This window comes from Serratia sp. OS31, from assembly GCF_014164835.1.
In the GTDB taxonomy this organism is placed as follows: Bacteria; Pseudomonadota; Gammaproteobacteria; order Enterobacterales; family Enterobacteriaceae; genus Serratia; species Serratia liquefaciens_A.
In genome coordinates, this window is record NZ_JACJFQ010000031.1 from 47630 (window position 1) to 64182 (window position 16553).

General features: G+C 52.2%; 25 protein-coding genes. 24 read left to right on the forward strand and 1 reads right to left on the reverse strand.

Going from position 1 to position 16553, the window contains the following annotated elements:
• Window positions 1–35 precede the first annotated feature (35 nt).
• From H5P17_RS21295 to H5P17_RS21410, 24 genes are all read left to right on the forward strand, one after another.
• A complete protein-coding gene (locus tag H5P17_RS21295; protein WP_182825109.1) occupies window positions 36–1559 on the forward strand; it encodes a DEAD/DEAH box helicase in 1524 nt (507 codons plus the stop codon).
• On the forward strand, window positions 1556–2542 hold the full coding sequence (locus H5P17_RS21300; RefSeq protein WP_129941338.1) for a toprim domain-containing protein: 987 nt from the start codon (window positions 1556–1558) through the stop codon (window positions 2540–2542). The genes H5P17_RS21295 and H5P17_RS21300 overlap by 4 nt, the downstream gene beginning before the upstream one ends.
• Entirely contained in the window at window positions 2526–3104 is a 579-nt protein-coding gene (locus tag H5P17_RS21305; RefSeq protein ID WP_182825062.1) for a recombination protein NinG, read from the forward strand. Before H5P17_RS21300 ends, H5P17_RS21305 begins: the two co-directional genes overlap by 17 nt.
• Entirely contained in the window at window positions 3101–3769 is a 669-nt protein-coding gene (locus H5P17_RS21310; protein ID WP_182825064.1) for a hypothetical protein, read from the forward strand. Before H5P17_RS21305 ends, H5P17_RS21310 begins: the two co-directional genes overlap by 4 nt.
• A 350-nt stretch (window positions 3770–4119) precedes the next feature.
• The gene (locus H5P17_RS21315; RefSeq protein WP_182825066.1) at window positions 4120–4656 is read left to right on the forward strand and encodes a Panacea domain-containing protein; all 537 of its coding nucleotides are present in this window, start codon (window positions 4120–4122) and stop codon (window positions 4654–4656) included.
• 11 nt (window positions 4657–4667) lie between these two features.
• On the forward strand, window positions 4668–5150 hold the full coding sequence (locus H5P17_RS21320) for a hypothetical protein (RefSeq protein ID WP_182825068.1): 483 nt from the start codon (window positions 4668–4670) through the stop codon (window positions 5148–5150).
• 231 nt (window positions 5151–5381) lie between these two features.
• Window positions 5382–6410: a site-specific DNA-methyltransferase gene (locus tag H5P17_RS21325; RefSeq protein WP_182825070.1), complete on the forward strand. Its 1029-nt coding sequence runs from the start codon at window positions 5382–5384 to the stop codon at window positions 6408–6410.
• Between the two features lie 74 nt (window positions 6411–6484).
• A complete protein-coding gene (locus tag H5P17_RS21330; protein ID WP_182825072.1) occupies window positions 6485–6832 on the forward strand; it encodes a phage holin, lambda family in 348 nt (115 codons plus the stop codon).
• Entirely contained in the window at window positions 6819–7253 is a 435-nt protein-coding gene (locus H5P17_RS21335; RefSeq protein ID WP_182825074.1) for a lysozyme, read from the forward strand. Before H5P17_RS21330 ends, H5P17_RS21335 begins: the two co-directional genes overlap by 14 nt.
• Window positions 7250–7789 (forward strand): hypothetical protein, encoded by a 540-nt coding sequence (locus H5P17_RS21340; RefSeq protein WP_182825076.1) that lies wholly within the window; start codon window positions 7250–7252, stop codon window positions 7787–7789. The genes H5P17_RS21335 and H5P17_RS21340 overlap by 4 nt, the downstream gene beginning before the upstream one ends.
• Window positions 7790–8018: 229 nt before the next feature.
• The gene (locus H5P17_RS21345; protein WP_182825078.1) at window positions 8019–8216 is read left to right on the forward strand and encodes a hypothetical protein; all 198 of its coding nucleotides are present in this window, start codon (window positions 8019–8021) and stop codon (window positions 8214–8216) included.
• 118 nt (window positions 8217–8334) lie between these two features.
• Window positions 8335–8568 carry a hypothetical protein gene (locus tag H5P17_RS21350; RefSeq protein ID WP_182825080.1) on the forward strand — a complete coding sequence of 78 codons (234 nt, stop codon included), beginning with the start codon at window positions 8335–8337 and terminating at the stop codon, window positions 8566–8568.
• Between the two features lie 59 nt (window positions 8569–8627).
• The gene (locus H5P17_RS21355) at window positions 8628–8924 is read left to right on the forward strand and encodes a hypothetical protein (RefSeq protein WP_182825082.1); all 297 of its coding nucleotides are present in this window, start codon (window positions 8628–8630) and stop codon (window positions 8922–8924) included.
• Complete coding sequence (locus H5P17_RS21360; RefSeq protein ID WP_037431320.1) at window positions 8921–9259, forward strand: HNH endonuclease signature motif containing protein; 339 nt, start codon at window positions 8921–8923, stop codon at window positions 9257–9259. Before H5P17_RS21355 ends, H5P17_RS21360 begins: the two co-directional genes overlap by 4 nt.
• On the forward strand, window positions 9259–9459 hold the full coding sequence (locus H5P17_RS21365; protein ID WP_182825084.1) for a hypothetical protein: 201 nt from the start codon (window positions 9259–9261) through the stop codon (window positions 9457–9459). The genes H5P17_RS21360 and H5P17_RS21365 overlap by 1 nt, the downstream gene beginning before the upstream one ends.
• A 218-nt stretch (window positions 9460–9677) precedes the next feature.
• Window positions 9678–10142 (forward strand): phage terminase small subunit P27 family, encoded by a 465-nt coding sequence (locus H5P17_RS21370; RefSeq protein WP_037431317.1) that lies wholly within the window; start codon window positions 9678–9680, stop codon window positions 10140–10142.
• Window positions 10096–11832, forward strand: a complete 1737-nt coding sequence (locus tag H5P17_RS21375; RefSeq protein ID WP_182825086.1) for a terminase large subunit — start codon at window positions 10096–10098, stop codon at window positions 11830–11832. Before H5P17_RS21370 ends, H5P17_RS21375 begins: the two co-directional genes overlap by 47 nt.
• Window positions 11832–13100 carry a phage portal protein gene (locus tag H5P17_RS21380; RefSeq protein ID WP_182825088.1) on the forward strand — a complete coding sequence of 423 codons (1269 nt, stop codon included), beginning with the start codon at window positions 11832–11834 and terminating at the stop codon, window positions 13098–13100. Before H5P17_RS21375 ends, H5P17_RS21380 begins: the two co-directional genes overlap by 1 nt.
• A gap of 17 nt (window positions 13101–13117) precedes the next feature.
• Window positions 13118–13798, forward strand: a complete 681-nt coding sequence (locus tag H5P17_RS21385; protein ID WP_182825090.1) for an HK97 family phage prohead protease — start codon at window positions 13118–13120, stop codon at window positions 13796–13798.
• A 1-nt stretch (window position 13799) separates the two neighbouring features.
• Window positions 13800–14963 (forward strand): phage major capsid protein, encoded by a 1164-nt coding sequence (locus tag H5P17_RS21390; RefSeq protein WP_182825092.1) that lies wholly within the window; start codon window positions 13800–13802, stop codon window positions 14961–14963.
• A gap of 42 nt (window positions 14964–15005) precedes the next feature.
• Window positions 15006–15332 carry a head-tail connector protein gene (locus H5P17_RS21395; protein WP_182825094.1) on the forward strand — a complete coding sequence of 109 codons (327 nt, stop codon included), beginning with the start codon at window positions 15006–15008 and terminating at the stop codon, window positions 15330–15332.
• Window positions 15332–15658 carry a phage head closure protein gene (locus H5P17_RS21400; RefSeq protein ID WP_182825096.1) on the forward strand — a complete coding sequence of 109 codons (327 nt, stop codon included), beginning with the start codon at window positions 15332–15334 and terminating at the stop codon, window positions 15656–15658. Before H5P17_RS21395 ends, H5P17_RS21400 begins: the two co-directional genes overlap by 1 nt.
• Window positions 15655–16071 (forward strand): HK97-gp10 family putative phage morphogenesis protein, encoded by a 417-nt coding sequence (locus tag H5P17_RS21405; protein ID WP_182825098.1) that lies wholly within the window; start codon window positions 15655–15657, stop codon window positions 16069–16071. Before H5P17_RS21400 ends, H5P17_RS21405 begins: the two co-directional genes overlap by 4 nt.
• A complete protein-coding gene (locus tag H5P17_RS21410; RefSeq protein WP_182825100.1) occupies window positions 16068–16415 on the forward strand; it encodes a DUF3168 domain-containing protein in 348 nt (115 codons plus the stop codon). The genes H5P17_RS21405 and H5P17_RS21410 overlap by 4 nt, the downstream gene beginning before the upstream one ends.
• A 43-nt stretch (window positions 16416–16458) precedes the next feature.
• Here H5P17_RS21410 and H5P17_RS21415 read toward each other — a convergent pair.
• Window positions 16459–16553, reverse strand: a 95-nt coding sequence (locus tag H5P17_RS21415) for an IS3 family transposase (RefSeq protein WP_182825102.1), incomplete at its 5' end; no start/stop codon positions are given.

A 16553-nucleotide genomic window follows, 5' to 3' on the forward strand; every position in this document is an offset into this window, starting at 1 on the left:
GACGGCTAGACGATAAAACGAGGAATGAAACGATGATGCTTACCATCCAGCCACGCGAAAAACAGATTGTTGCACTGAATATGCTGCGCTCGGCATGGAAGCAACACGGCTCATTCATGATGTATGCGCCGGTAGGGTTCGGCAAAACGGCAATCGCTGCGCTTATCGCCAGCGGGTTCATCAGTCGCAACATGCGCATAATGTTTGTGGCCCCGTATACCGTCCTGCTTGACCAAACAGCTAACCGCTTCATTGAGTACGGCTTGCCTGCTGAAGAGATTGGCTATATCTGGCGTGACCACCCGGCCTATGACCCGAGCCGCCTTATTCAAATTGCCTCTGCCGATACGCTTATCCGTCGTGACTTCCCGGAAAACATCGATCTGCTGATCATTGATGAAGCCCACCTGAAGCGCAAAAAGATTCTGGAAATCATCGACCACCTGACGAGCAACACCGACGTGAAGGTTATCGGCCTGTCCGGTACACCGTTCTCCGCCTGGCTTGGGACGTATTACCAGAAGCTGATCAAACCGACCACGATGAAAGAGCTGATCGCAATTGGCGCACTCAGCAAATACGAATTTTACGCACCATCACACCCTGACATGAGCGATGTGAAAACGTCGGTACAAGCAGGTTATGGCAGGGACTACAACGAAACGCAATCCGGCGAGGTCATGAGTGACCCGACGCTGGTGGGTGATATCGTCAAGAACTGGCTGGAGAACGGCGAAGACCGCCCGACGATCTGCTTCTGCGTCAACGTGGCCCACGCAAATTACGTGACCGTTGAATTCAGCCGGGCGGGTGTAATGGTTGAGGTTATGACGGCATCAACACCCCATGAAGAACGCCAACTGACGATCAGCCGCTTTGAACAGGGCATCACTAAGATCATCATCAACGTTGGGGTGCTGGTGGCTGGCTTTGACAGTGACGTCCGCTGCATCATTTTTGCCCGCCCGACTAAATCAGAAATCCGGTGGATACAGATTCTGGGCCGTGGCCTTCGCCCTGCGCCTGGGAAAGATCATTGCATCATCTTCGACCACACCGGCACCGTCCATCAGATGGGCTACCCCGACGATATCGAATATGACTACCTGCCAGCCACCTCGGACGGGATGGAAGATGCCCCGGCCCGTGTGGTTAAAAACGAACAGCCAGAGCGCCTGCCGAAAGAATGCACCCAATGCCATTACGTGAAGCCGGTCGGCATTTACATCTGCCCGAAATGTGGTTTCAAGCCGATCGCTGGTGAAGACATCGACACTGACAAAACCCGCAGCCTCAAGAAAGTTAAGCAGGCCAAGGAGCTGATCACTAAAGAGGTGAAACAAGCCTGGTGGAGTCAAATTCTCTATTACCAACGCACGCGCAGCGCACAGGGGAAACCCGTTAGCGATGGCTGGTGCTCGCACGTCTACCGCAAAAAATTCGACACATGGCCCAACGGGCTGCACAGAACGCCAATGGCTATCACGCCGGTGGTGAGCAACTTCATTAAATCAACACAGATAGCCTACGCAAAATCTAAGCAGGGGAAAGCCGCATGAATACCAAACAGGCAGCTATAGGTCACTGGTCAAAAATATTCGACTTCTACGGCTTACCACCGATTACCGGCAAAAAACATTTTAAGGGGGAATGCCCGCTGTGTGGGCGTAAGGGGAAGTTCCGTTGTGACGATAAGAACGGGACCGGCTCCTACATTTGTTCATGCGGCGCGGGTGACGGTTGGGCATTGTTAACCGGCGCTACCGGGAAGGATTTCAAAACGCTGGCGTCAGAGGTCGATAAGCTGGTGGGGCGTACATATTCACCGGAAGAGAGCTATCAGGCTGGTGGCCCTTCTTCTGGTATAGCCTCCCAACGGCAACGCGTCAGCTGCAAGTTTGCAGGGTTAACAGGTTTACGCGGCACTGGCGCTGATCGCTATCTAAAACAGCGAGGTATTACCAGCCTGCCGATCGAGAACGTGCGTTATTGCGATCGTCAACGCGCTGCCGGTGGTGAATACCAGTCTATCTATGCATTGGCAACGGACGACAAGGGCGAACTGTGCTACTTGCACCGCACCCTGTTGGACGGCGACCAGAAAGCCACCGTTGCTGGCGCACCGAAGAAAATGATGCGACTGCAAGAGGACAGCTACCTTGAACACGCCACCTCTGTTGCCATTCGTATGTTTCCGCCGTCTGCAACGTTGGGTATCGCAGAAGGTATAGAGACCGCGCTTTCCTGCCACCAAATAACCCAGTGCAACACCTGGGCGACGCTGAACGCCACTTTCATGAAGAAGTTCCGCGTACCCCGTGGCGTACAGCGCCTGATCATCTTCGCCGACGCTGACGCATCTGCTACGGGCCATGCTGCCGCCTTTGAATGTGCTCGTGCCAATCTCTTGGCAAAAAACGATCTCCAACAAGTCTCAGTCCGCTGGCCTAAATCTGGCGACTTCAACGATCTGCTGCTTAACGGCTCAGAAGTCTACGAGTGGATATTCCACCGTGAGGGAAAAAATGAAAAAGCCAACTAAGCCCAAGCAGTACAAGGACAAGGTCTGCGCTCAGTGTGGAACGACATTCACGCCGGAGAAGTACCTGCAAAAAGTCTGCGGCCCGCTCTGCGCTATGCACTACCAGCGCGACGCACGCAAACGCCAGGAGGAAAGGGTACGTAAGGACAAGCTGAAGATTCGCAAGCTGGCGGTTAAGCCTCTGCGTTATTTCATCAACCTGGCCCAGACAGAGTTCAACGCGTATATCCGCGAACGTGACGCAGATGAACCATGTATCAGCTGCGGTCGCCACCATAAAGGCCAATACCATGCCGGGCATTACCGCACCGTAGGGAGCAACCCAGAGCTGCGCTTTGATGAAGATAACTGCCATAAGCAGTGCTCGGTCTGTAACAACTTCAAGTCCGCGAACCTGAGTGAATACCGCCCTAATCTGATAGCCAAGATAGGCCAGGCACGTTTTGACCGGTTGATGGGGCCACCGCCCAAGGTAGGCAAGTTAGGCCGCAGTGACTACGAACGTATCCGCGACACATATAAAGCTAAGCGCAAAGCATTGAAGCAGGAGAAGGCAGCATGACCCCGAATCAGAGACGACAAATCAAACACAACGCATGGACAACTGTTGCCGGTGTTTCTCGCAAGAAGTACCTGGGCAAGTTCCAGCGACTGACCCGCCTGCAAACATTGTGGATCACCTCCTTACTGAACGCGTGGGGTGATATGTACGGCGGCAATACTGATGGGAAGTTGAAGTGCAGCGGCGGCAGCGGTGTTTGGGGGCAAATCATGCCTGAACAGTGGGACGATGAAAGTGCGGCCCGAATTGTGAAGGTGATGGCAGACTTGCGCGCCCTCGGCTATCGCGGTGAAGAGCAGCTGAAGAAAGCAACCACCATTCTCTGGCCTCAACGCTCTCTGGAATCAATGCTGGTGGCTGCTGATGCTGGAGAAGAGTGCGACTTCATGGAAAAAGCGGTGCTGGTGTCAATGAAGCACGATAACCCGGTCTATGTGATTGGCAAGCTGTTCTATACGGGCCGCAACAACACCGTGTCGGTACTTGGGCGCTATATGCAAAATCATTACGCCCCATGGCTGACACGCGACCAGGTGGATGACAGGGTGCGTTGGTGCATTGAAATATTCAATTCTTCGGTGTTCTTCGCCGTTCGTGCAGCTATCTGCATCGAAAATGAAGAAAGTTGCAAAAATAACTTGAAAATAGCCAAGGAAGCTGCATAATACAGGTATGCTTTCGCGAAGCTGTACCATCAAGCGATGCAACAGAATGACCCGCCAGTGAGCGGGTTTTTTTACGCAAAAATGTTGCGCACGAAAGTTACTTTCTTATCTGCATCCCACACAATAACGCACGATCATGCACCGAACATGTCGACTATGTGCATTACCTTAATGGTAATGTGCTGTGAACGTGCAGATATCTCCGCTTAAACGTAATGTAAATGCGCTGAACAAGACGCTAAAATGAGCAGGTTAGCCTTGCCTAATTATCGCCCGGGCTATTACAATGAGGAATAACTAAACTTTATAGTTTGAAAGCCCGTGTGTGATGTGAGAAGGAGGATATTGAGATGCTTAAGAGACGATTCGATGCGGAGAAGGCTATTGAGGCCATTCTGTACGTTGCCTCCAATGCACCGATCCCTGACTTGTACCATGTCGGCAAGATTTTGTACTATGCTGATCGCATCCATCTTGAGAAATATGGTCGCCAGATTACGGGCGATAGATACAGGGCAATGTATAACGGACCTGTCGCGTTCGGGGTGTATGATCTTCTAAAAACAAGCAACAAAGAAAAGTCGGAAAAACAGTATTGTCCTTGTGACAAAAAACTTGTGACTAGTGCTTTCGAAATGCTTGGAGAAGAAGAGGATCATCTGATCATCAAAAAGCGTGACTATGATGTTGATCTTTTCAGCAAGTCGGATTTCAAGTGTATTGATGAAGCTATCAAAATGGTTGGTAGCTTAGGATTTGGTGATTTAAATGACTTCAGTCATGACGAAGTTTGGAAGTCAGTAAAGTTAAACCAGGAAATCCCCTTGGAAACCATTGCAGGTCATTGCAAAGATGGTGAACTCTTGGTTGAATACCTCCGTGGCTGATGGGGGGTATGATGGCAAACTTGGGTTCTCTATTTGGTGTTGGATTTACAGAGCAATTAGCTGACGCTAATTTGATTGCTGGCGCAGTAATCTATATGCCTTGTGAATTTACCACGCCTCCGAAGAATAAGTATTTGTTGGTGGCGTGCTGTGAACCTGAGTTGTTGGTTTTGGTCATAAACTCCGAAATCAATCCCTTCATAGCTGAACGTCCTGAACTCTTAGATTGCCAGGTTGACGTACCTCAAGCAGATCACGATTTTTTGCAGCATGATTCATACGTCAACTGCATCCAAACCCATACTGCTTTTAAGATGACAGCTATACGTGAAGCTATAGTGGCTAATTATCCCGCCGTCTATAAAGGAAGACTTGCTGATTATGTAATTCGGCAAGTAATAGACGCCGTAGATAGGTCAGAAACTATGGAAGTTCGTTACTGTAAAATGATAAAGCAAGGATTAGCGTCCTGCCTAACTAAAACCCGCATCTAGCGGGTTTTTTTATGGAAAAATTAAAGCGAAGCTCCATCCGAAATTAACTCGGCACCCCAGTTGAGGGGGGGTGTCGGTATCTGGTGGATGGTGCTTCGCCTTAATGTTTGTGAAGTGGGCGGCGGAAGGGTGAGGTAACACCCTGTCCACCAGTTGCTCATGTCAATGGTCACAAGCGAACCTTTGCCCGTGCTGCTAACAGCAGGACGAGCCTATCAAACAAGGGCGCTTATGATATCCAGCACACGTCTTGTCAACGCTGACACACTCGAATATATCAAAACCCTGCCTGATGACTGCATCGACCTGATTGCGACTGACCCGCCGTATTACCGGGTGAAGTCTTGCGACTGGGATAACCAATGGAAAACCGAGGCTGAGTATTTAGCCTGGCTGGATTCATTGCTGGTGGAGTTCTGGCGGGTGCTAAAGCCGAACGGCAGTCTTTATATGTTCTGTGGTAGCCGCTTGGCCTCTGATACTGAGCTGTTGGTTCGTCAACGTTTCGACGTACTGAGCCACATCGTATGGGCTAAGCCGTCCGGCGCATGGAAGCGACAGCATAAAGAAGGGCTACGTGCATTCTTCCCTGCTACCGAGCGGATCATTTTCGCCGGTCACTATGCTGGGCCGATACAGCCAAAGATTGACGGCTATGCGGTGAAATGCACCGAGCTTAAGCAAAACGTATTCAAACCGTTGATCGACTACTTCAAATCTGCCAGGCAGTCTCTTGGTGTCACTACGAAGGACATTAACGCGGCGACAGGTAAGCAGATGGCCAGCCATTGGTTTAGTGAGAGCCAGTGGCAGCTACCGAGTGAAGAGCAGTATCACAAGCTTCAGGCACTATTTGACCGCATAGCTAATGAGAAGCATCAGGCTGGTGGGTTGAATCGTGCCCATCATGAACTGGTAAAGGAATACAAAACCCTAAACCGTGAATATCTGGAGTTGTGCCAAGAATATAAATCATTGCGGCGCACCTTCACGGTATCTGCTGCGGTGCCTTACACCGACGTTTGGACTTATCCGCCGGTAGCCTTCTATGCCGGTAAGCATCCATGCGAAAAGCCTGCTGAAATGATGGAGCATATCATCAGTGCCAGCAGTCGCCCAGGTGATGTCGTTGCTGACTTCTTCATGGGTTCCGGCTCAACGATTAAGGCGGCTATCAAGCTGGGCCGCATTGGGCTGGGGGTTGAGTTGGAACCAGACAGATTCGAACAAACACAGCGGGAAATCTTCCCGAGTAACTAAGTCGCCCTGGCATTTGCCGGGGCTTTTTGTTTCTACCACCCGACGATCGGGCACAGCCCCGGCAGGGGGAGGATATGAGAATGCCAAACACTCCGCATGGCTGGACGGAAATCAGTGAAATCTTGGCAAGCTGGTGGCGCGGTGATGTGCCGATCGGTGGCGTGGTTATGGCTGTAGTCATGGCTGTATTACGAATGGCCTATTCCGGTAGCAGTAAGAGAGAAACCTTTTTTGAAGGGTTGATGTGCGGCGCGGTAGCACTGACGACTTATTCGGCCCTGGATTACTTCGACGTCCCGAAAGCCTTAACGGTGGGCATCGGTGGCTTCATCGGTTTCGTCGGCGTGAAAAAACTCAGTGCGTTCCTTTCCGGGTACGTAGGCAATCGCTTTGGTGGAGGTAATCAGGATGCGAACAAGTAACAAGGGCCGTAACTTTATAAAGGGGTTCGAGTCCCTTGAGCTGGTGGCTTATCCAGACCCAGCGACAGGCGGTAAGCCTTGGACAATCGGATGGGGTCATACCAAGGGTGTAAAGCCAGGTGATCAAATCACTCAGCAGCAGGCAGAGCAATTCTTCTCTGACGACTTGGCCGTGTTTGAGCTGACGGTAAACAGCGCTATCAAGCGCCCAATGACGCAGAACCAGTTCGACGCGATGGTATCGCTGGCGTTCAACATCGGCGGGCCAGAGTTTGCTGGTTCAACACTGGTGAAAAAATTCAATGCCGGTGATGTGCTGGGGGCTGCTGACCAGTTCCCTCGCTGGAAGTTTGGCAAAGGAAAGGTAATGCCTGGACTTGTGAAGCGCCGCGCGGGCGAACGTGAAGTGTTTTTGTCATGAGCACTGCATTCAGCTTGCGCACGATGGCGATCGGGTTGCTGCTGGTGGCTTTGATTGTCGTCAGCAGGTTGGCGTTTTACTTCCACGCAAACGCTGTAACGGCTGGTGGGAAGGTTGAGCAGCTTCAAAGCGATAACAACCTGCAGACAGCGACCATTGCCGCCCAGGTGTTTCTGTTTCAACGCGCCAACGCTATCAGTAACGCAGCGAGCCAGTACGGCATTAATACTGACGTGGCCACCCAGGGGAAAGAAATTGAATACCGGACAATCCTCAAAAATCAGTCTACGTGCGATTTGGTTGTGCCTGCCGCTATTGCTGGTGGGTTGCTCGACTACACGAACCGCCTACGTTCCGGCGCAATGTCAGCCGATACCGGCGACGTTGACTCAACCCGTACTGGCACCACTGCCGCCAGCACGCTGACCTATTGCCAGGCTGTGTTGTGGATTGACCCATTGCTTGCAGCTATCGACAAAGCGAACAACCAACTGCTGGCTATTCGTCAGCTTGATGATGAAAGGAAGAAACCATGAGCAGATATTTCTATGAGCAACGCCGTCGCCGTCAGGAAGAAGAGCGCCGTCGTAGGGAGGAGCAGAGTACTGCTGGAACTGGTAGTGACCTACTGAACCCTCTTAACCCACTAAGCCCGGTATTCGTTGGTGCTGATTACAGTAATGATTACAGCACCGGCAGTTCTGACAGTAGTGCCGGCGATTCAGGCTCCTGTAGCTCCGATTAACGTTTTTGGAAGGTTAGCAAATGTTCAAATATGAATTAGGGCAGGCAGCCATAACGACCACTGGTGAGGAGTGCGTAATTTTAGGGCGTGCCGAGTACACCAGTGAGCCGAACATGTACCTGCTGCGCTGGCCTTCTGATAATGGAACAGAGGCGGAAATCTGGTTTAAAGAGGATGAGCTAACGGCTGTTGCCTCAATGCCTGAACCATCAGCATAAGCAGCATTACAGGTGGTCTTTAAGAGGGCCACCGATAATGTACTTGTAATTTTCAGAGTAGCCCCCATTTATATTATGTTACTCGCAATTCGGACGAGTTCATTGAATGGGACAGGATATGCTTAACGATTATTTTAAGTGTGATCAAATGTCAGGGGATGAAGGCGTAGAACAACACAAACGCCTTTTGGCTGTTCAGGCTGCCCTTGAGATTGTAAAAGCCTCAGTATCAGCAGGCGGTGGAGAGGCAGGGCTAAGAAAAACTGATTGCGATCTGGAATACACAACAAAGCATTTGAGTAATTTAGCTGACGCTATTCAAGAAGCCCTTGAGTTACAAGACGAAGAATAAGATGGCTAAGGCCAACGATATAAGCTAACAGAACCCGCCAAGTGCGGGTTTTTTAATGCATGAAGCCATCAACCTGTATCAACGGGCTGGTGGCTTTTTTATTACCACTACCACCACTAAGAGAGACGACCATGTACACGCTTAAAATTGTCACTGCTAACCGAAACGAAATCATCTATGCCGTTGATTCCATCGAATGGAAACGGGTAGAGAAAACAATCTATGGCGATACCAGCACCGGCGACCCATTGAAGCTTACCCTTCTTCTTGGTGATACCGCCTATCTGACCAACAGCCACAATCGGACGGTTGCGACGTACACCAACCCGGTAACGCAAAGCGAGGCCGCCGCGTGAAAGAGCCGAGGATATACGGCAGCAAGTGGGATAAGGCACGCCGTGCATTCCTCCAACAAAACCCGCTGTGTGTCATGTGCGCACAGCAGGGACGAACGGTAGCCGCTGTTGTCGTTGACCATATCGAACCGCATAAGCTGAAGGATGCGATTAAATCCGGCAACTCGGTGTTGATTGCGAAGGCGCAGAAGCTGTTCTGGGACAAGAAGAACTGGCAGGGCTTATGCACCCCTCACCACAGCGGCACAAAGCAGCGGATGGAGAAGAGCGGCACGGTAATCGGATGTGATGCCGACGGTATGCCGCTCGATCCTAACTCGCACTGGAGTAAGTGATGACGCAAGACCAACAAACGTTACTGATGTTCAAGGGCCTGATTGCTTCGCTATCAGAAGAAAGCCAGGCGAAGGTGAAGGAAGCCGAGGAAAGGTTGCGTGACGTGCTGCGCAGTTACCCTGACGGTGAGGCTATGGTGGCCTTCGGTTTCATCGGTGCCGAGCTTCAAACGGGTGGTATGGAAACGATTGAAAAGTGAAATCATTGCAGATGCAATGATAATGATTCGCATCAACCGAGGGGGGAGGGGAAAACTTCAAACCCTTTGCTCCGAATGACCTATCACCGTCCTTTCTGTGCACAACCGCGAAATGAAAAGTTTTTTTCTGGGTGATTTTTCAATTATTTTGAAATGGTTTCATGTGCAATCATTTTCCGTGTAATCAATAAATTGTCGCCGTCTGATGGGAGGTTTCTATGGCCGGTCGTCGCCCGAAACCGACCAAATTAAAATTGGTGACCGGCAATCCGGGCAAAAGAAAACTTAATGATAATGAGCCGCAACCCGCCCGCGAAATTCCCAGCCCTCCCTCTCACCTTACTGATTGGGGGAAGACTGCCTGGGGGCGGATGACCGTTCTTCTCGATGGTATGGGCGTTTTGACCGTTGCAGATACTTTTGCACTTGAGCGCCTGTGCGATATCTATGCTGACATCCTCCAGCTCCGAAACACGATCACCGATGAGGGCCGCACCTATACGGTTCAGACTGAGGGCGGTTTTCTGATTAAGGCCAACCCGGCCGTATCCATGCTGGCAGACGCCGATCGGCGATTTAAAAGTTATTTGGTGGAGTTTGGTCTGACGCCGGCCGCCAGGTCAAAGGTGCAAGTCAATGGTGGAGAAAAAGAAGAAGACCCGCTCAACCAGTTCTTCGGTTGATCCCGCAACCCAATACGCAATGGACGTCACTTCGGGTAAAGAGCTTGCTGGGCCTGATATTCGTAATGCTTGCGCCAGGCACCTGCGTGATCTGGAACATGGCCCGGCACGCGGGCTGGCATGGGATGCAGATTCCGCTCAGCGGGCAATAGATTTCTTTTCGAAAGTGCTCAAGCTGAACGGTGGTGAGCATGAAGGTCAACCCTTTATTCCGTTAGCCTGGCAGTGCTTCGTCATTGGTTCCATTTTTGGATGGAAGAACAGCGACGGATATCGGCGCTTTCGAATGGTTTACGTTGAGTCTGGTAAAGGATCGGGTAAATCCCCGCTGGCGGGTGGTGTCGGGTTGTACTGCCTGGTTGCTGACAAAGAGCCTCGCGCTGAAGTCTACGCAGCGGCCACCAAAAAAGACCAGGCGATGATCCTTTTCCGTGATGCTGTTGCAATGGTTGACCAATCGCCCGCACTATCACAGCGGATAGATAAGTCTGGTGGAACCGGGAAAGAGTGGAACCTGGCATTTGTTCAAACAGGTTCGTTTTTTCGTCCAATAAGTTCCGACGATGGCCAGTCTGGCCCGCGCCCACACTGCGCACTGATCGATGAGGTGCACGAGCACAAAAGCAACCAGGTTGTTGAGATGATGCGTGCGGGGACGAAAGGCCGCCGGCAAGCGCTCATTTTCATGATAACCAACAGCGGCCACGATAAAACGAGCGTCTGCTACGACTATCACGAATATGGTCGGAAGATTGCGGCTGGCATGGAAGAGGATGACAGCTTCTTCAGTTTCATTTGCTCCCTTGATGAAGGCGATGACCCTTTCAAGGATGAGTCGTGCTGGAAGAAAGCCAACCCGTCATTGGGCCATACCTTCAACGAACGATATCTGCGTGAGCAGGTTACTCAGGCACGCGGCATGCCAGGCAAAGAAAGCATTGTCCGCAGGCTTAACTTTTGCCAGTGGGTTGATGCGGCTAACCCGTGGATGGGTAGCGATGTCTGGATGGGGTGCGAGTCTGATTTTGACCCGGACGAGATGATCGGGGAGGAGTGTTACGGCGGGCTTGACCTGTCAGGGACGCGAGATTTAACCGCGCTGGCGCTTTATTTTCCGAAGCGTAAGCGGTTGATGGTCGAGTTCTGGACGCCGAAAGAAACGCTGCTTCACCGTGCTAAAACTGACCGTGTTCCGTATGACATGTGGGAAAAGAAAGGTTTTATTTTCTCAACGCCGGGTAATGCGGTGAAGTACGGATTCGTTGCCGAGCGGATCGCTGACTTGGCCCTGCGATTTCACATCAAGGCAATCGCCTTCGACCAATACCGAATTAAATACCTGGAACCTGAGCTGGAGGAGGCTGATGTGAGCGTGCCGCTTATTCAGCATGGGCAGGGTTTTTACAAGGCGGCCGATTCTGGGCTGTGGATGCCGCACTCTATCGAGCTGTTTGAAGGGCTACTGGATGACAAAGAGGTTGAGATTTTGACGAACCCTTGTCTGCGCTGGAATGCAGCCTCGGCAGTTATCGAAACCGATCAGAAGAACAACCGAATATTTGCGAAGAAAAAAAGCACCGGTCGAATAGATGGTGTGGTTGCGTCAGCAATGGCCATTGGGGCGGCTGATGGGGAGGTTGAGGACGATTTCAACCTGGATGATTTCCTTTCCAGACCGTTGAGTATGTGATGGCAGAAAATAATTACAGTATTGACCTGCGCACCAATAACGGCTGGTGGGCGCGTGCGGCGTCGTGGTTTGTGGGCGGACGCCTGGTAACCCCTAATCAGGGATCGCAAACCGGCCCAGTGTCTGCTGGCGGCTCTCTCGGTGATTCCGTTGTTACCGATGAACGGATATTACAAATATCCACTGTGTGGCGATGCGTTAGCCTGATATCGACGCTGACCGCCTGCCTACCACTGGACGTGTTCGAAACCAACAAGGAAGATAACCGAACCAAGGTGGGGCTGGATAATTCTCTGGCTCGCCTGCTGCGGTATTCACCTAACCCCTACATGACCTCGCAGGAGTTTCGCGAGGCAATGACCATGCAGCTGTGTTTCTACGGCAACGCCTATGCGCTGATCGAGCGTAATGGGCTGGGCGACGTAATTAGCCTGATCCCGTTGCAGTCGGCAAATATGGATGTGCTGCTGGAAGGTAAGCAAATCGTTTACAAGTACCAGCGCGATCATGAGTTTGCCCGTTTTAAACAGCGCGACATATTTCACCTGAAAGGGTTCGGCTTCAATGGCCTGGTGGGGCTATCTCCTATCGCCCATGCGGCCAAATCTGGCGGCGTTGCGGTGGCAATGGAAGACCAGCAGCGAGATTTTTACGCCAATGGTGCCAAGTCTCCGAAAATTCTCTCGGTCGGCGACCGGGTGATGACAAAAGAGCAACGCGATCAGGTCGAAGCGAACTTCAAGGAAATTGCTGGCGGCCCGGTGAAAAAACGTTTGTGGATATTAGAGGCTAATTTCGCGGCTCATGATATTGGCGTCAGCCCGCAAGACGCCGAAACAATGGCCTCCCGCAAATTTCAGGTCAGTGAGTTGGCACGTTTCTTTGGCGTACCGCCGCACCTCGTCGGCGACGTTGAAAAATCGACGTCATTCGGAACCGGCCTTGAGCAGCAGAATCTCGGCTTTCTTCAGTACACCCTGCAGCCGTACATCACACGCTGGGAACAGTGTATTCAACGCTGGATTGTTAAGCCGGGTGATTTGGGGCGTTACCACGCCGAACACAATCTCGATGGGTTGTTGCGTGGTGATTCTGCATCGCGTGCAACCTTCATGAAAGCAATGGGGGATGCAGGCTTGCGAACCATCAACGAAATGCGGCGCCTGGATAACTATCCGCCGTTACCGGGTGGAGACGTCGCCATGCGGCAATCGCAAAACGTACCACTCACCGATTTAGGCAAAGAACCTCGCGAAAGCGGGGTTTAGTTTTTTAGGGGGCTTTGATGCCAGACATTAAAAAAACGCTGTCCTTTGAAGAGACGGAAATCAAATTTCTTGGGGACGGCACGCAAGGCATTTTCGAAGGCTATGCATCCGTGTTCGGCAATGTCGATTCAGATGGCGACATTATCCTCGCCGGCGCATTCAAAAACACCCTGCAAACCCAAACCCGCAAAGTGGCGATGTTCTTCAATCACCGCGCCTGGGAGCTGCCTGTCGGTAAGTGGGACGCGTTGCAGGAAGACACAAAGGGGTTATTTGTCCGTGGGCAACTTACCCCAGGGCATAGCGGCGCCAGTGACCTGAAAGCGGCCATGCAGCATGGCACCGTTGAGGGGATGTCCGTCGGTTTCTCCGTGACCAAAGACGATTACTCGCTGGCGGCGAACGGCGGACGCATTTTCAAAAACATTACGGCGCTGAGAGAGATCAGCGTGTGCACTTTCCCGGCAAACGAACAGGCCGGGATATCGGCGATGAAGAGCATCGATGGTATCGAAACTATTCGTGATGTTGAGAACTGGCTGAGGGACTCAGTGGGTTTAAGCAAATCACAGGCAGTGGGGCTTATTGCCCGGTTTAAGTCGGCTGTTCGGAGTGAGTCCGAAACTGACGAAAACAAAACAGATATCTCTGCGCTGATCGAGCGCATTAGTTCATTCCCTCAATCATTAGGAAAATAACATGTCCGAATTAGCCCAAATTCAAAAGGCGATCGAAGATTCGCAGAAAAACATGACCCAGCTTTTCGATGCTCAGAAAAAAGAGATTGAAGAGACGGGCCGTGTGTCCAAACAACTGCAGGACGATCTGGTCAAGGTTCAAGAGGAACTGACCAAATCCGGCACCCGCCTGTTCGACCTTGAGCAAAAAGGCGGCGCAGGCGCTGAAGACCCCGACGCCAAGAAAGACTTTTCCGAGCGTGCCGCAGAAGGTCTGATTAAGACCTGGAACGGCAGCACAGGTTCCTTTGAAGCGAAGACCTTCAACAAATCCCTGGGCAGTGATGCCACCTCTGCCGGCTCGCTGATCCAGCCGATGCAGGTGCCGGGTATTGTTGCACCGGGCCTTCGCCGTTTGGTTATCCGTGACTTGCTGGCGCAGGGCCGCATTTCAAGCAACTCGCTGGAATATGTGCGTGAAAAGCTGTTCACCAACAGCGCCAAGCCGGTTAAAGAGAAAGCGCAGAAGCCAGAGTCTGATCTGACCTTCGAAAAGCAAACGGCGAACGTGAAAACCATTGCCCACTGGGTGCAGGCATCCCGTCAGGTGATGGACGATGCGCCCATGCTGCAATCCTACGTCAATAACCGTTTGATGTACGGTTTGGCGCTGGTGGAAGAAGACCAGTTGCTTAACGGCGACGGTTCTGGGGATAACCTGACCGGCATCAATGCGGTGGCAACCGCGTATGACACTGCGCTGAATGTGGTCGGCGACACTAAGGCGGACATGATCGCCCATGCGATCTTCCAGGTCACCGAGTCAGAATTTAGCGCCTCGGGCATCATCCTGAACCCGCGTGACTGGCATAACATTGCCCTGATGAAAGACGGTGAAGGCCGCTATATCTTCGGTGGGCCGCAAGCGTTTACCAGTAACATCATGTGGGGCCTGCCGGTTGTTCCTACCCGCGCCCAAACGGCGGGTACCTTCACCGTGGGTGGTTTCGACCTGGCCTCTCAGGTCTGGGATCGCATGGATGCCACCGTTGAAGTGAGCCGCGAAGACCGCGACAACTTCGTGAAAAACATGCTGACCATTCTGTGTGAAGAGCGCCTGGCGCTGGCGCACTACCGCCCATCTGCGCTGATCAAAGGTAGCTTCACCCCACCGGCTGGCGGCTAATAACCCTTGTGGAGAGGGCGGCGTTTGCCGCCCTGATTACTTATGGCGATTGTTGTCACTGATGTAGTCCAGATCGAGGAGCTGCGCCAGCATATCGAATTTGATGGCGACGACCGCGACGCGCTGATCAAGCGCTATGCGCAAGCCGCGTTGAATTATTGTTTGCGCTGGTGCGATGACCCACGATGGAAGGTTGCAGCAGATATTCCTGAGCCGGTTGTGTCTGCGATGCTGTTGGTGTTCGGTGATCTGTTTGAGCACCGCACCAGTCAGAGTGAAATTCAGCTTTATGCCAATGCGGCCGCAGAAAATTTGATGTGGTCATGCCGAAATTGGCACGGTGTAGAGCCGGTTGAAGGGGAACCATAATGGAGCCAGGGCGTTTCAGGCATCGCATCATGATCCAGAACTTCGAAACCGTTGAGCTGCCCTCCGGGCAAGAAAAAGAGGTCTGGGTTGATGTGGCTATCAACAAAATCCCCGCCGAAGTGAAAGCCATTAGCGGCCGTGAATTGATGGCATCCAGCGCGGAGAAGTCAGAGGCAACCGTACGTATCTGGATGCGCTACCGGGACGATGTGTCCAGCGCTTCCCGCGTGGTTTTTCGTGGGATGGCTTATGAGATTGAGTCTGCCCTGCCGGATGTTCGCCTGACGCGCCTGGAGCTGCTTTGTAAAACGGGGGTGAAGATATGATCGGCGGAAAACTGGATTTTTCCGGCCTGCTGGACTTATCAAAAGATCTTGAGGTGCTCAGCAAGGCGGAAAGCAACAATGTTTTACGGCAGGCCACCCGTGCTTCTGCGGCTGTTTTCAGGGATGAGGCTCGACGCCTGGCGCCGAAGCGTACCGGCAAGTTAGCTCGGAATATCGTTGTTGTGAGCCAGCGCGGTCATCAGGGTGAGGCTGTAGCTGGCGTGCATGTGCGGAGCAAGGGCAAGGCCAGTAATCGCAATAACGCGTTTTACTGGCGGTTTGTCGAGTTGGGTACATCAGACATGGTGGCGATCCCGTTTATTCGACCCGCCTATGACGGCAAACAGGAAGAGGCTGCGCGGGCCGCTTTCGACAAAGCCAACGCAGCAATCGACAAGGTGCTATCCAAATGACTGAAGCCGATATCAAGCCATTGCTCAAGCCGCTGGTTGGCGGACAGGCATACCCTTATGTCGTCAAACTGACAGCCGAGGGGAAGCCGGCAGTGAGTCCCCCGTGGATCGTGTATTCGCTACCCAATGAGGATTCAGCGGATGTGTTTTGCGGCTCGGCGGAAACGGCGTTCATGGTTCAGATCGATGTCTATGCAGCAACAGTGGATGAGGCAACGGACATCCGTGCGTTAGCGCAGGAGGCGGTTAAACCGCTGGCACCGGCAGAAATGCGCGCCTTCAAAGATTACGAACCCGCGACGGCCCTTTACCGCGCTTCATTCGAATTCAGGGTGTGGCAATAAACTAAATCCCCTCTACCAGCCGCCTCCGTGAAGTGAACCCCATTTATTGGACACTTTGCGTGGCGGCTAACATGGCCTGAGTCCGGTACTGTACCGGGCTTAGACCGTTTAGTTTTACCTTGATGCGTTCGTTGTTGT

Bases quoted from the DNA above. Each gene is read 5' to 3' on its own strand.
- H5P17_RS21295 (WP_182825109.1), top strand. From the start codon at position 36: ATGCTTACCATCCAGCCACGCGAAAAACAGATTGTTGCACTGAATATG.
- H5P17_RS21300 (WP_129941338.1), top strand. From the start codon at position 1,556: ATGAATACCAAACAGGCAGCTATAGGTCACTGGTCAAAAATATTCGAC.
- H5P17_RS21305 (WP_182825062.1), top strand. From the start codon at position 2,526: ATGAAAAAGCCAACTAAGCCCAAGCAGTACAAGGACAAGGTCTGCGCT.
- H5P17_RS21310 (WP_182825064.1), top strand. From the start codon at position 3,101: ATGACCCCGAATCAGAGACGACAAATCAAACACAACGCATGGACAACT.
- H5P17_RS21315 (WP_182825066.1), top strand. From the start codon at position 4,120: ATGCTTAAGAGACGATTCGATGCGGAGAAGGCTATTGAGGCCATTCTG.
- H5P17_RS21320 (WP_182825068.1), top strand. From the start codon at position 4,668: ATGGCAAACTTGGGTTCTCTATTTGGTGTTGGATTTACAGAGCAATTA.
- H5P17_RS21325 (WP_182825070.1), top strand. From the start codon at position 5,382: ATGATATCCAGCACACGTCTTGTCAACGCTGACACACTCGAATATATC.
- H5P17_RS21330 (WP_182825072.1), top strand. From the start codon at position 6,485: ATGAGAATGCCAAACACTCCGCATGGCTGGACGGAAATCAGTGAAATC.
- H5P17_RS21335 (WP_182825074.1), top strand. From the start codon at position 6,819: ATGCGAACAAGTAACAAGGGCCGTAACTTTATAAAGGGGTTCGAGTCC.
- H5P17_RS21340 (WP_182825076.1), top strand. From the start codon at position 7,250: ATGAGCACTGCATTCAGCTTGCGCACGATGGCGATCGGGTTGCTGCTG.
- H5P17_RS21345 (WP_182825078.1), top strand. From the start codon at position 8,019: ATGTTCAAATATGAATTAGGGCAGGCAGCCATAACGACCACTGGTGAG.
- H5P17_RS21350 (WP_182825080.1), top strand. From the start codon at position 8,335: ATGCTTAACGATTATTTTAAGTGTGATCAAATGTCAGGGGATGAAGGC.
- H5P17_RS21355 (WP_182825082.1), top strand. From the start codon at position 8,628: ATGAAGCCATCAACCTGTATCAACGGGCTGGTGGCTTTTTTATTACCA.
- H5P17_RS21365 (WP_182825084.1), top strand. From the start codon at position 9,259: ATGACGCAAGACCAACAAACGTTACTGATGTTCAAGGGCCTGATTGCT.
- H5P17_RS21370 (WP_037431317.1), top strand. From the start codon at position 9,678: ATGGCCGGTCGTCGCCCGAAACCGACCAAATTAAAATTGGTGACCGGC.
- H5P17_RS21375 (WP_182825086.1), top strand. From the start codon at position 10,096: ATGGTGGAGAAAAAGAAGAAGACCCGCTCAACCAGTTCTTCGGTTGAT.
- H5P17_RS21380 (WP_182825088.1), top strand. From the start codon at position 11,832: ATGGCAGAAAATAATTACAGTATTGACCTGCGCACCAATAACGGCTGG.
- H5P17_RS21385 (WP_182825090.1), top strand. From the start codon at position 13,118: ATGCCAGACATTAAAAAAACGCTGTCCTTTGAAGAGACGGAAATCAAA.
- H5P17_RS21390 (WP_182825092.1), top strand. From the start codon at position 13,800: ATGTCCGAATTAGCCCAAATTCAAAAGGCGATCGAAGATTCGCAGAAA.
- H5P17_RS21395 (WP_182825094.1), top strand. From the start codon at position 15,006: ATGGCGATTGTTGTCACTGATGTAGTCCAGATCGAGGAGCTGCGCCAG.
- H5P17_RS21400 (WP_182825096.1), top strand. From the start codon at position 15,332: ATGGAGCCAGGGCGTTTCAGGCATCGCATCATGATCCAGAACTTCGAA.
- H5P17_RS21405 (WP_182825098.1), top strand. From the start codon at position 15,655: ATGATCGGCGGAAAACTGGATTTTTCCGGCCTGCTGGACTTATCAAAA.
- H5P17_RS21410 (WP_182825100.1), top strand. From the start codon at position 16,068: ATGACTGAAGCCGATATCAAGCCATTGCTCAAGCCGCTGGTTGGCGGA.